11 protein-coding genes and 1 tRNA gene are annotated in these 13,108 nt (G+C 62.8%); 2 read left to right on the plus strand and 10 right to left on the minus strand.

The features are described 5' to 3' along the window. Window positions 1-18: 18 nt before the first annotated feature. A complete protein-coding gene (locus V5B39_RS09245; RefSeq protein ID WP_332342606.1) occupies window positions 19-636 on the minus strand; it encodes an arylesterase in 618 nt (205 codons plus the stop codon). Between V5B39_RS09245 and V5B39_RS09250 the strand changes: the two genes are divergently transcribed. Continuing rightward, a complete protein-coding gene (locus V5B39_RS09250) occupies window positions 635-1,321 on the plus strand; it encodes an ABC transporter ATP-binding protein (RefSeq protein WP_332342607.1) in 687 nt (228 codons plus the stop codon). The genes V5B39_RS09245 and V5B39_RS09250 overlap by 2 nt on opposite strands. Here V5B39_RS09250 and hpnE read toward each other — a convergent pair. The 3 genes from hpnE to hpnC are packed head-to-tail and all read right to left on the minus strand — an operon-like array spanning window position 1,242 to window position 4,286. Further along, a complete protein-coding gene (gene hpnE / locus V5B39_RS09255; RefSeq protein WP_332342608.1) occupies window positions 1,242-2,603 on the minus strand; it encodes a hydroxysqualene dehydroxylase HpnE in 1,362 nt (453 codons plus the stop codon). The genes V5B39_RS09250 and hpnE overlap by 80 nt on opposite strands. After that, a complete protein-coding gene (gene hpnD / locus V5B39_RS09260; RefSeq protein ID WP_332342609.1) occupies window positions 2,600-3,433 on the minus strand; it encodes a presqualene diphosphate synthase HpnD in 834 nt (277 codons plus the stop codon). Before hpnD ends, hpnE begins: the two co-directional genes overlap by 4 nt. 43 nt (window positions 3,434-3,476) lie before the next feature. Next, complete coding sequence (gene hpnC, locus V5B39_RS09265; RefSeq protein WP_332342610.1) at window positions 3,477-4,286, minus strand: squalene synthase HpnC; 810 nt, start codon at window positions 4,284-4,286, stop codon at window positions 3,477-3,479. Between the two features lie 154 nt (window positions 4,287-4,440). Here hpnC and V5B39_RS09270 point away from each other — a divergent pair. Beyond that, window positions 4,441-4,525, plus strand: a tRNA-Leu gene (locus V5B39_RS09270). A gap of 232 nt (window positions 4,526-4,757) precedes the next feature. On the opposite strand, the gene V5B39_RS09275 is transcribed toward V5B39_RS09270, so the two are convergent. From V5B39_RS09275 to V5B39_RS09300, 6 genes are all read right to left on the minus strand, one after another. Then, window positions 4,758-4,997: a hypothetical protein gene (locus V5B39_RS09275; RefSeq protein WP_332342611.1), complete on the minus strand. Its 240-nt coding sequence runs from the start codon at window positions 4,995-4,997 to the stop codon at window positions 4,758-4,760. 225 nt (window positions 4,998-5,222) lie between these two features. Then, window positions 5,223-5,540, minus strand: coding sequence for a hypothetical protein (locus V5B39_RS09280; RefSeq protein WP_332342612.1), 318 nt, complete (start codon window positions 5,538-5,540; stop codon window positions 5,223-5,225). A gap of 89 nt (window positions 5,541-5,629) precedes the next feature. Continuing rightward, window positions 5,630-6,046, minus strand: coding sequence for a YgiT-type zinc finger protein (locus tag V5B39_RS09285; RefSeq protein WP_332342613.1), 417 nt, complete (start codon window positions 6,044-6,046; stop codon window positions 5,630-5,632). A gap of 126 nt (window positions 6,047-6,172) precedes the next feature. Continuing rightward, the gene (locus V5B39_RS09290; protein WP_332342614.1) at window positions 6,173-9,622 is read right to left on the minus strand and encodes a type I restriction enzyme subunit R domain-containing protein; all 3,450 of its coding nucleotides are present in this window, start codon (window positions 9,620-9,622) and stop codon (window positions 6,173-6,175) included. 17 nt (window positions 9,623-9,639) lie between these two features. Beyond that, the gene (locus V5B39_RS09295) at window positions 9,640-10,947 is read right to left on the minus strand and encodes a restriction endonuclease subunit S (RefSeq protein WP_332342615.1); all 1,308 of its coding nucleotides are present in this window, start codon (window positions 10,945-10,947) and stop codon (window positions 9,640-9,642) included. 2 nt (window positions 10,948-10,949) lie between these two features. After that, complete coding sequence (locus tag V5B39_RS09300) at window positions 10,950-13,037, minus strand: HsdM family class I SAM-dependent methyltransferase (RefSeq protein ID WP_332342616.1); 2,088 nt, start codon at window positions 13,035-13,037, stop codon at window positions 10,950-10,952. Window positions 13,038-13,108: the final 71 nt, after the last annotated feature.

Raw genomic sequence — 13,108 nt, forward strand, 5'->3', positions numbered from 1 at the left:
TCATGGGTTCACGGTCGGCTATTTTAACAGTGGGGCGAGGCCTCGCCAGACGTTGTTCAACAACAGGGGTTGTGCTTCAGCGGTCGGATGCAGGTTGTCGGACTGGAACAGATGGGGTTCGGTGGCCACGCCCTCGAGCAGGAAGTCGACCAGCGCGGTCTTGCGGGCTTTGGCCACCTCACCGAAAACCAGATGAAATTGCCGGGCGTAGGGGCCATAATTGGGCGGGATGCGCTGGCCGACCAGCAGCACCTGTGCGTTCTTCTTCTGGGCGCTGCTGACGATGGCGGTCAGATTGTCGCGCAATTGTTCGACCGGCAGGCCACGCAGGCCATCGTTGGCACCCAGGGCAATGATCACCACCTGTGGCGAGTACCTGGTCAGCGCTGCGTCGATGCGAGTGCGGCCGCCGCTGGTGGTTTCTCCCGAAATGCTGGCATTGACGACGCTATAATCGAGTCTTTTTTGCTGCAGGCGTTTGGCGAGCAAGACGGGCCAGGCGGCGTCCTGGCGGATGCCGTAGCCCGCCGACAGCGAATCGCCGAAGACGAGGATGGTTTGTACGGCCTGTGCCGCCGGGGCGATCAGCAGGAGTCCGGCGAGCAACAGGCTGCGGCAGTCTGGGATACGGGACATGGGTCGGGACGCATCGATGGTCATTGAGGTCAGTCATCTCGCCAAACGGGTGGATAACGGGGGCGAGCCGTTGACCATTCTGCACGAGATTTCGTTCGCCGTCGCCCCCGGCGAGACGGTGGCGATCGTTGGTGCCTCCGGTTCCGGAAAATCCACCCTGCTGGGCCTGCTGGCCGGCCTCGACCTGCCGAGCAGCGGCTCGGTAGCGCTCGCGGGCGAGGATCTCGGCAGGCTCGACGAAGATGCGCGGGCGGTACTGCGCGGTCGCCTGCTGGGTTTCGTCTTTCAGACCTTCCAGTTGCTACCGTCGCTGAACGCCATCGAAAACGTGATGCTGCCGCTCGAACTTGCCGGCACCGCCAACGCCCGCGCCGAAGCCGAGCACTGGTTGCAGCGGGTCGGGCTGGCGCACCGCCTGCGGCATTATCCGAAACATCTCTCCGGCGGCGAGCAGCAGCGGGTAGCCCTGGCCCGTGCCTTTGCACCGAAGCCCCGGCTGGTGCTCGCCGACGAGCCGACCGGCAATCTCGATGCCGCCACCGGTCATCAGGTCATCGAGCTGATGTTTGCGATCAATGCCGAAAGCGGCACCACGCTGATTCTCGTCACCCATGACGAGGAAATTGCGGCGCGCTGTTGCCGCCGCTTGCGGATGCACGCCGGGCAACTGGAAGAGATTCGCTGAGGAGGATTTCGCGGGCCGCCGCGACACCGCTGCGGATCGCCGCTTCAAGCGTTGCCGGATACTCGGCGCAGACGTAGTCACCCGCCAGCCAGCAGCCGGCGCGTGTGGTTCTGGCGCTGAGCCGGCGCAAATGGGGGCGGCAGCAGAAGGTTGCCCGCCGTTCGCGGATCACCTGGGACCAGAGCATTGCCGGCAACCGGCGATCGAGGGTGACGGCGAGCTGGTGATGCAGAATGGCGGTCAGCGCAGCATTGTCGAGGGCTTCCCAGGCGCCATGGCCACTGAGAACGAAGGCCATGACGCCGGCGGTGCCGCAAAGCGCACCGCGATCAAAAACCCACTGCCCGACCTGACCGCCAGCACGATGATCCAGCCCGAGCATCGGCAAGGGCAGGCGTACCTGCGGCGGATAGCCCCCATAGACGGTGCCGATCGGCTCGAAGGTATACCCGGCAAGCAGTTGCGCGCTGGCGATCGTTGCCTCGTGCCGGGCAAGCAAGGCCGCCGCGTGCTGCGGGCCGACCGCGACGACGGCATGGTCGAAGGACTCGCCCCGGACGCCGGGCCCTGGGTCAATCGCTTCGACGCGGGTCGACAGATGGATTTCGCCGCCACGCGCGCGAATGAAATTCGCCGCGGCGGCCGGGAACAGCCGGTCGAGGTCGGCTGCCGGCAGCAAGAGATCGGTTGCCGCACGCCCACTACCGAGACTGTCGCGCAAGGTATTGACGAAAATTTGCGCCGAAGCCTGTGCCGGCGCGGTATTGAGCGCGGCCAGACAAAGCGGCTCCCAGAGGTGGTGGCGCAGGCTGCCGTGCTGGTCATGGCGATCGAGCAGGGCCGTCACCGTGCAGTCTTCGCCGATCCGGTAGGCCGCGACCTTGAGCCAGCGCATGAAGCGAACGGCTCTGATCTTTTCGCTCAGGCGGACACCGCGCGCCGCCAGCAATCCAAACGCCAGATGCCACGGTGCGGGCAGGCGCGGCAGCCGCAGATGAAAGGGAAGCGGCTGGCCGGCCGGGAAGCTCAGTTCAAGGGGCAGACGCCTGAGCAGCCGCTCCGGGTCGGCGCCGACTTCCTGCATCAGGCGCAGCGTTTCGCGATAGGCGCCGACCAGGATGTGCTGTCCGTTGTCGAGCCGCTGCCCTTGCACTTCGACGCTGCGGGCACGGCCCCCGAGTTGCTTCGCCGCTTCGAAGACCGTCACCCGGACGCCGGCTTTCGCCAGCTCGACGGCGGCGGACAGGCCCGCCCAGCCGCCGCCGATGATCGCCACTCTCATCCACGCACCCAGGTCCACCAGGCGATCCACAGCTTGCGCAGCGGCGTCAGCGAAGTGCGCTGCGTCAGGACCTGACAGCCATCGCGTTTGATCTCGTCAAGCAGGGTGCGATAGATCGCTGCCATCACCAGACCTGGGCGCTGTGCCCGGCGGTCAGTCGCCGGCAGTTCGTCGATTGCCTGGGTGTAATAACGCTCGGCACGCTCGATCTGGAAGTCCATCAGGCGGCGGAAGTTGTCCGAATGACGAGACTTGAGGATCTCGGCGGCGGTCACCCCGAAACGCTGCAGATCCTCGATCGGCAGGTAGATTCGGCCCATGCGTGCATCCTCACCGACGTCGCGGATGATATTGGTGAGCTGAAAAGCGATGCCGAGATCGTGCGCATACTTCTGTGTCCTGCGATCCTGGTAGCCGAAAATTTCCGCAGCGAGCAGACCGACGACGCCGGCGACGCGATAACAATAGAGCGACAGCGCCTTGAAATCGAGGTAGCGCGACTGTTGCAGGTCCATTTCCATGCCATCGATGATTTCCTGCAACTGTTCTTCGGGCAAATGGAACTCGGCGCTTGCTGCCTGCAGTGCCTGGGTCACCGGATGCTGCGCCTGGCCGGCACTGAGGCGGGCCAGCTCCTGTCGCCACCAGGCCAGCTTGGTCGCTGCAAGCTGCGGCTCCTGGCATTCATCGACGACGTCGTCGACTTCCCGGCAGAAAGCATAGAGCGCCGTGATCGCCCGCCGCCGGTTGGGTGGCAGGAAGAGAAAGCTGTAGTAGAAGCTTGAGCCACTGCGGGCGGCTTTCTGCTGGCAATATTCGTCGGGGGTCATTCGCAATCTCGGGATCGGCACAGGGCCGCCATTCTCCCATGACTTACATGGCCAACGCGCGTCTGCCGATGCACAACCAATCGCGTGTGCCGAGCACCGGGCGATGCCGGAAGACGTCGCCGCGGACGTGCTGGATTCTTTCCAGGATGCGTAGCCCCCCCTGTACCGTCAACCGTATCTCCCAGCCCATGCGGCCTGGCAGTTGCCGGACCAGCGATGCGCCCTCGCCCATCAGGCGGCGCGTCCGTTCGACCTGGAAATCGAGCAGCGCTGCCCAAGCCTCGCTCCAGCGCCCACCGGCGATGTCCGATTCGGCAACGCCGAAGCGCTCAAGGTCGCCAAGTGGCAGATAGATGCGCTGCTTCTGCCAGTCGATGGCGATGTCCTGCCAGAAATTGGCCAGTTGCAGGGCAGAGCAGATGCAGTCCGAACGGTGCAGGTTGGCCTCGCTGTCTTGCCCGACCAAGTGCAGCAGCAACCGGCCCACCGGATTGGCGGAACGTCGGCAGTAGTCGAGGAGTTCCGGATAATCCGCATAGCGCTTCTTGACGACATCCTGTGCAAACGCGTCGAGCAGGTCGCGCAGCAACTGCACGGGCAGATGCCACTCCCGGAGGATCATCGCCAACTCCGCAAAGTTCTGCCCGGCCGGAGGTTCACCGCGCTCGATGGCGTCGAGTTCGTCCCGATACCCGGCGAGTCCCTGCAAGCGTACCGCGTCGCTGGCATCGCCCTCGTCGGCGATGTCGTCGGCAGCGCGCGCAAAACGATAGATCGCCTCGACCGGCCGACGCAGGCGTCGCGGCAGCAGCAGCGATGCAACCGGGAAGTTTTCGTAGTGGTCGACGGGCATCGGGGAAGAGCCTGGCGTGAATCGCGGAGAAGCTGACAGTATAGGTTGTCGCGGTTAGAATATCGGTCTCATGCGTTGAACAGCCGAGTCGGCAGTTGCCGGCGAACGAGTGACCCACTGTGCAGCGCATGCACCCCTTGTCAGGGTTGGCCGTGCCCAGGTGGCGAAATTGGTAGACGCAGCAGGTTTAGGTCCTGCCGCCGCAAGGTGTGGGGGTTCGATTCCCTTCCTGGGCACCATCAAGTAGTCCAAGGTAGTCCGAAGAAGTCCTGAAAGGCCGGTAACCGCAAGGGTTCTGGCCTTTTCTGTGTCCGTGTAACCAGGCGATTGCGCGCGAGCGCGTTGTCGCGAGTGATGCGCTGCGCTGCACCGCAGGAGCCAATGCGATGAGCACCAACAGGCGGGCAACGGCGAGAGCGGCATACTCGTCGGGGGAAGGCCGGTAGAAGGACATGCCGCGCGCCAGCACCTTCACACCGCGCGGCCTTCGCGGCGCAACAGCGAGCGCAGCACCTGTTGTTCCAGAGGCGAGTGAAATCGGCTGACGAGCACCCGGCCTTCAGCCACCCAGGCCGGCACCCGCTCCAGCGTTTCCAGCAGCACATGGCCGGGGCATTCGCGGGAAGAGATCAAGCCCAGCAGCGGTTCGGCGAGCAAGCGGATGTTGCCGACGACAGAGAATTGCCAACCCCTCTTGGGCTCGCTGAACACTTCGGCTCGCAGACTAGGTCGCTGAGCGGCTTCACCGGGCGCGGCGTGGTCGGCGCGATCTTCGTTTGAAGTCCTCATCGTCTGTCTGGCTGACCTGCGGCGCCCCTTGTCAAGCCGCCTGAGCCTGTGGGATACTCGTCTCCGGCAAGCGCAGGAAAGGTACAGGCCGCTTCCCGCAAGTGGCAGCCCGAATGGGTGGGGTCCTCGGTTCCTGGGGCCATCGAATCAAAGCAAGCCCTCGAGACTCCGTGTCTCGAGGGCTTGTGTTTTCAGGGTGGCGAAATCCTCCGGCCAGAGCTTGATGCCGTAGCCGAGGACACTCTTGTGGTGGCGGTACAGCGTCTTCTTCAAGTGCGGCAAGTAGCCGGTTTCGGTTTCACCGTAGCGGTTGACCTTGACGGCGAAATGCAGCCCGGACGCCACCGCGTCGGCGACCTGCAGGCCGGCAAGCCTGGAGTGCTCCACCGAACGAATCCGCTCGGGGTCGATCGCCGTCGGGTCGATCTGTACTTTCTGCGGGTCCCCGGCCAGAAACGTCGCCAAGCAAATAGACCCACTCAACATCGAGATCATCGGAAGTCGCGTATTCCGTAGAAACGACACGCTTGACGGTTATCGCATGTCGTAGGGAGTCAATACGCGAACACCTCCAACTCCACCTTGCGAGCTGAGCGTGGTTCTCCTTCGTTGAGTTTCTTGCGAAGGCTTTCGGCGGTGGCGGCATCGAAGCTTCGTTCGCCGCACTGGACGCAGACGGTGGCGGGAATATGCTCGACGAGGACATGGCGGCTGCCGACGCGGAACACGTCGTCGACTTTTTCCTGGCGGAATTCACGCCCGCCGCAGATTTCGCATTTGAGCATGCTTACCTTCTCCTTTCGACGCACCAACGCTGTGCGCACGCTTCGCGTGCTCCGAACGCTGATGCCGGTATCACGCAGCAGTTTCACCGCGCCGATATCGCCATAGCCCATGCGCATCGCGCGCTCGTCGAAGTCGAGGCAAACGGTCAGCATTTCCGCGCCAAGGCGGGCGGCCGCTTCGGCCATCTTCGGCCATCGCTTGCGCTGGTTTAGCCTGAATTCCCGAACCGGCGTAGCAGACCGAGCGTTTAGCCGCGCCGATGATCGCCGCCATATCCTCAGAACCCAACTGTCTGAAAAGGGCGCCAGAATTCACAATGATGCTTCCACATCGGCACCGATTGCGGGATTCAGCGTGATTGATGTCCCGCCCGAAACCACCCATTCCTCATAATCCGCCATCACCAATTCGGCCCTTTTCATCAAGGGTGGCAGCAACGCCTTGCGGTCGGGGTGCGCGAATATTTTCAGATTCAGCGCCCCGGCGTCCAACAGTTCCTTGAACTTGGCATAGCGATCTTCCCAGGGGAAATCCGTGCCGTCGTTCGCCATCGCCAGCACCATCTTGCGGTGGATGTCGTTGTTGCGTCGCCTTCCCTCGCCATCGATCACCTGAAACAGCGTGCTCAGGAAGTTCTTCAATTTCTCGATCAGCAGGAGCTTTTGCTGCTCGGTCAGTTGCAGGGCTGCCAGCAGTTCGATGGCGTCCAGCGAAGCCATCAGCCCGCCAATGGAATGGGGCAGTCCCGTCTCACTCTGGGGCTTTTTCTTCTTCTGCTGCGCCTCAGGCAATTCATCGAGCCCCCAGCCGACGGCATCCTCCACCAGATCGATATCGAAGACTGCGCCGATCCGGTCATCCTCGTCACGGAGCTTGGACGCCAGATGCTTGACTATCTGCTCGGCAAAGGCCGCACGCCTTTCGTCGGCGTGTCTGGCCAACTCCGGCTTCTTGAAATCGAGGATGCCCCACAATCGCTCCCGGCTGCCCAGCCAGGCCGACCCCGCGTGGCGCAGATTGATGGCGCGTGGCTTGTCATCCTTGGTCAGCCCGTCGAGAAAATCGGAGAGGCCCGTCGCACCTTCCTTGTTCTTGCCTCCGGCTTGTGCCGCCTTCCAGCTCCGCCAGTGGGCGTTGATTCCCTTGTCGTCGAAAAACAGCTTGAAGGCCTTGTCCATCTTCTCCTTCAGGTTCATCGCATCGAGGTCGGATACCGTAATGCCGCCATACTTGGCGAAGACCTTAGGCAGGTTCTTCGAGACGACGCCCGCGTGCGAAAAGTCGACCAGCAGGCAGTCGTTTTTCCACTTGCGCCAGCGATTCACCCGGCAAGCCGCCTGGAACAGCAGCACATCGTCCATGCCTCGATCGACGAACAGCGTGTGCAAGGTCGGCTCGTCGAAGCCGGTGAGCAGCTTGTCCACCACCACGATCAACGCGTTGTACACCTTCAAGCCCTGTTTTGCGCCTTCACCCTTGCGGCGGAACTCGTCAATGATCGCGTCCTGATTCCGGCCACCGTTGAGGGACGCGCAAGTCGGCTCGCCCTGCTTGTCCGTGTAGAGCAACAGTACCGGGCAGCGTCTGATCGCCTCGGCATGCTCCACGAAGCGCGGGTCGTTTGCCAGCGTGTTCAGTTCGGATCGCAACAGCTTTTGATACGCGATCGCCGCCTTGATCGAATGCGCGGCGAACATCGCTTTCCCCTCGCCGAGGGCACGGCCCGGCGGGCGGATGGTCATCATCGTCTTGGCCACGAAGACGAGAGCGGCCTGCTTGGCGACAAATGCCTGCCGATTCGGGTTCTGGTAAATCTCGTCGGAACTGGGCGCGCGCAGCTTGTCGCCGCCCTGCAGTTTCTGCACCGATTCGGTGATCTTGTATTGCAGATGATCCGCGAAGCGGAGGACGTTCTGGATTGGGTTCAGGATCACCCGGTCGCGAATCGCCTGGGTCATCGTGTAGGCGAAATACGGTGCCCAGCGGATGTCATCGCCGGCTGCCGCCGGAGATCGCCACTCGCCGAAGCGGGCGAGGATTTCGTCCCGCGGCGTCGCGGTCAGACCGACGATGAGATTGCGCTTGGCCCCCGCAGGCCGGATGGTGCCCCACTCGTCGAAGATCTCGATGGTCGCATCGTGCAGGATGCCGTTCTGGGTGCGGTGCACCTCGTCGATGACGAAGGCCACCCGCTTGGTCGCCAGCAGCTTGGCCAGCGTCGGTTCGGCCTCGGCCAGCTTTCGGATGGACGGGAATTTCTGGATGTTGACCACCACCACCCGCACGCCGCTTTGCAGGCCATCGCGCAAATCCCTGAAGGTCTCTGCCTCGGCGACGATGTTCTGCGTTGCCCGCAGGCGCGCCGCTTGTTGGGCCACGTTCTGGCGCAGTTCGGTGCGGTCGGTCAAGAGAATGCACAGATCGAACAAGGGTGCTGCCGCCGCGCTGCGCGGGTCGGCCATGTCGGCCAGCGCCTGCGCCAGCCAGACAATGACATTCGTCTTGCCGAGCCCCGCAGCGCCTTGCAGCAGGATGGAATGCGACTCCTGCCCATTGCGGTGCAGCAGGGTCTTGCGGACGATCTCGTCGGCCTTCTTCGGGTCCAGTCCGGGCAAGGACAGGGCCAATGCCGCCCGAATGTCCGCCTCGTTGATCTTCGACTTGCTTTCTTCGGCATAGAGTTCATGCACCCGGCGCATGGCCTGATAGAGCATGGCCCGCTGTGCGGGGCGCGGGCGCAGAATCTCGGTCGCGGTGGTGGTCCGGCTGGGAATGTTCTGGTTGAAGAAATGAATCTCGCGGTCCACGCCGTCGGCAGGCGCGAAAAACGACGCCAGATGCTCGGCCAGCGCTACGGAGCCCGGCTTCTCGCGCATCTCCGCAGTGCGCATGAACGCATCCACTACCTTGCTCGGCAGCGTCTCCACCAGCGCCTGCGTATCGTCCGCCTCGATGGCGTCGTCGATCTCCGGCAACAGCCATTCGCTATCCGGCAGCACCATCATGGCGCCCATGTCGATGGTGCCGATGTGGGTGGCTTTTTCGTACAGGCAAATCGACTGGCGAATCTCCCGGCGCACCTTTTCGCTCAGATCGCGGTGGCGAAACCCTGGCCAGCGGCCGCCTTCCGCCGCGTAGCGTTCGCGCGCCTCGCGCAATACGGCGATGCCCGCCTCGACGCAATCGTGCGCGATCTTCTTGCGGCCGTGCCCGGCGGCGGTCTGCCCGGTCTGGGCGGTTTTGAGTTCCGAATAGGCGAGGTACAGTCCATTGACGAAGAACACCAGATCCGGCCGGCGGCGAATGCGCTTGTTGCTGTGGGGAAACTGCCGCTCGAAAGTCGCCTCGGGAATCACACGCAGGAAGTTCTTCCTGAACAGGTCCGCCGCTCTTGAATCGGCGCCGGCGCGCGGTGCTTCGTTCCACAACACGAACGACTGTCCGGCAAAGGTCAGACTCTCGCGCAAGACAAAAGCGGCATTCGCCTTGGCCGCGATCTTGGGCAGCAGCGCCTCGGTCAGAAAGGCCTGCAGAAAGGCCGCGTCGGAATCATAGCCCTTGACCGTTCTGGCGAAGGCGGCGGCATTGAGCGGGCAGCCCTGGCGGAGAAAGTGGAGCAAGTCGCCCGGCACGATCCAGCGCGTGGCGTCGATGTCGGCCGGCTTGCCGAGTATCCAGTCCAGGCCGCCCGGCTGCGGTGCGGTCAGGTAGGGAATGAAGACACCGTTCTGAAAGTCGCTTTCCTTGAAACCGTGGGCCATGCGAAGTCCTTCTGGGCTCAGGCTGCCTGGGTGGGTGGCTCGTAGGCGGAAAGGTCGATCTTACCGGTGACCGCCTCGTGGATAATCGCCTTGCGCTGTTGCTGGAGCAGGTCGTCGAGCTGGTCGATGAGCGCGATTTGTCGGTCGATCTGCGACAGCTTGTGGTCGAGGAAGGCGGCGATTTCGTGCTGTTCGGCGAGCGGCGGCAGGGCGATGCGGATGTTCCGGAATTCGTCCCAATACAGGCGCAGGCGAAAATCGGTGATGCCGCGCGAACGCCGGCGGATTTCCTCCATCGCCGCCGGGGAGCGCAACAGATATTCGACGAAGCCAGGTACGACGGCCGGCCGGGGCCGGGCCACGACATAGGCCGGGCTGACCAGCCCCTCGATCCTGGCCGCGCCGAATGCTCCCTGCCAGGCGCGCATCTGGTTGTAGACCAGGTCGCCGGGCCTGACCCGCTTGTAAAGGGTCCGGTCCTCGCTGCGGCTGACCTTGCGCGCCATTTCATCGTCGTCGAGTTCCTTGTCGGTGATGCCGGTATGCAGGGACACCGACAGCATTGGCAGGCCCTCGACACCGCGATCGGCAGCTTCCCGGAACAGCGAGCCCAGGCGGGTGGTTTGCCAGTGTGCGGGCACTTTGCCCAGCCAGTTGATTCCGGACTCGCGCAGTTGCACGCCGGTGGCGATACCACGAAGGCTCGCTTCTTCGATGGCTGATTTTTTCAGATCGCGCAACAGTTCCCGTTTCTTGGCGAGAAGTTCGCGGCGTTTGTCGATGCGATGGGTTTGGAGATCGAGCCAGGCGGCGATGCGGCGCTGCTCATCGTTTGGTGGGCCTGGTAGCACAATGCGTTTTAAGGCATCGCTGGAGATTTCCGAGAAGGTCGCTCCCCTCGCCAAATCCTCAATTTGCGCACGTTGATCCACCAGTGCGTAAAAAAACCATTCGCGCCGTGTATTCCCGTGGCGTGGTGTTAGCCCTTTACACCCTTGATTGAACGCAAGTGCTTGCTTTGGCAGCGCCACCTTTCCTACCGGGGCACGGCAGGAAATCAATATGGCATAGTCACTTACAAGGCATTTCCCAATCTCTCGGTGCCCCTGCGAGGTGATACCTCTTGCAGTTCTCGACAGCGAGCGTTCAGAGTCGCAGAAATCCGTTGGAGTAGCCCAGCGAATGGGGTAATCCAAACCGATTTCTTGGGCGTTCGGAGTCCCACCACCAACAACCCGGAAGTCATCTTTCACGCGCAGCAAGAGCCATCCCAGCGGAATTTCTTCAATCGAAGGCAGCCCGCATTTCGACATCGCCCGAGCCATCTTCATGCTTCCGGCCCGAAATCGGCAGCAATCTCCGCTTCCAGCCGCGCCATTTCATCTTCAACAGCGGCGATGTCCTTCAGGATTTCCTTGCTCGAACGGATATCACTTGTCTTCGGAAATACCCGGTTGAAATTGATCTCGCAACCCGTCTTCCAGCCGTGCAGGCACCACGGTTCATGCACCCACTTGGCGAGAAAATCCGCGATCAGCCGGTTGTTGGCCGCCTCGTCCGACGAATAGGGCACGGTCTCGTGGTCCTTCTCCAGCAGCCGGTCGAGCACGATTTCCACCCTGGCGCATTCTTGCCCCCTGGACTTGGCCGCCTTTGCCTTGACCGACAGCACGCCCAGGCCCTTCTTTTCCGGGCCGACCCAGATGGTGCCGGTTTCGTTCTCACGGCCGTACATCTGGCCGCCGCTCACCTCGACGACGGTCAGTTCGGCATTGCGCGCCGCTTCGTGGAACAGGGCAATCGCTTCCTTGACCGTCCTGCCGGCAAAAGGGGCGAGGTCGAGCAGGCCCGCATCGACGTTGTAGAGGGCTTCATCGAAGCGGACGACGATCTTCTTGCCCTCGATTTTCTCGGTCTTGCCGATCGCCCGACCCTCTTCGTCGTGGCGCCAGAGTTCCAGTTCGACCTTGTTGTAGAGCAGCGCATCGATGGGTAGTTTGCGGCTGATCGGTCCATCGGCGAAGTCGCGGAAGGCTTGCACGATGCGCGCGCGGTTGGTCTCGTCGATTTCGCAGTTCTTCTGGTTGAGGTTCTTCTTGCGCTTGGTAAAGCAGGTCTCAGCGTTGATGAGCAACACGAAACCTTTGCGGTTGGCCGGCTTGGCGCGATTCAGCACCCAGAGATAGGTGTGGATGCCGGTGTTGAAGAACTCGTTCTTCGGCAACTGGATGATCGCTTCGACGATGTCCTGTTGCTGGATCAGCCAGCGCCGGGTTTCCGATTCGCCGCCACCGGCATCGCCGGAAAACAGGGTCGAGCCGGAATGCACGATGGTGGCGACGCCGATCTCGGACAAGTGGAACGTGGCGTGCTGCAGAAAGAGCAATTGCCCGTCGGAGGTGGGGGGCAGGCGCTTCGCGTCGAACCGGCCGGAAGCGTCCATTTCGAGGTGCCGGCGAAAATCCTTCCAGTCCACGCCGTAGGGCGGATTGGCGACGATGGCGTCGAACTTGTCGAGCAGGAAATGATCGTTAGTGAGGGTGTTTCCCCATTCGATGCGTGCGTCCTGCCGAAAGCGCGCCTCGATGGCCGCCAGTGCGTAGAGAGCGTCGTTCAGTTCCTGCCCACGCGTGCGCACCGAGAGGTCGGGGAAGGCGTCGCGCAGGGCATCTTCGGTGGCGAACAGGAAGTTGCCGCCACCGCTGGCCATGTCATAGATGTCGGCGATGCCGGCGGCACTCTGGCCCTCGCGGCGCAGTTCGACAATCAGGGCGGTCGCGAGGTCGATCACGTCGGAAGGCGTGTATTGCTCGCCGGCCGTTTCCGCCGAAATGTCCGCCCACTTGCGCTTGATGTGCTCCTCGATGGTGGTGATTTCAGAGTTGTCGAAGGGCGTGAGGTCGATCGAGGCCCACTTCTGGGCGAAGGGATACAGCGGGCAGTTGTCGCGGCTGAACAGGTCGGACGCCTTGCCCTGCATGTCGAGGAACCTGGCATGCCCCTGCGCATAGCCGATGCCCAGCAGCCGCTTGGTGTCGGGGTCGTATTGGTCGAGGTGTGCCAGCAGGCGGTTCAGGAAATTGCCACCCGGCACCAGGCAGGTTTCGCCCAGGCCTTTGCCGTGCAGCAGCAACTCCGGGTGGAAACCCTTGTTGGCGGCCTTGGCGGAGTATTCCAGCCATTCACGGTGGGCGGCATCCTCGAAGCTGAAAGCGTGCTCGGTTTCTCTCTTGAATTCGTCGATGCGTGACTGCCGGAAACGCCGCAGGCGCGATTCGAGCATCATCAGGGCGAAGAACGGCATCATGTAGGCAGGCCAATCGCTGGCCTTGATGCCGGCGCCGCGCAGGGTGTCGGCGGTCTCCCAGATCTTGTCCGCGCAGGAAAGCAGTCCGGCTCCGATTGTCTGGGTCATGGCGTCTGCTTGATCGGGCCGGGGTCGACCCGGCAGCGCAAGGCGTCGGACTTCCCCTTCTTCAAGGCATC

It is taken from the genome of Accumulibacter sp. (assembly GCF_036625275.1).
GTDB lineage: Bacteria > Pseudomonadota > Gammaproteobacteria > Burkholderiales > Rhodocyclaceae > Accumulibacter.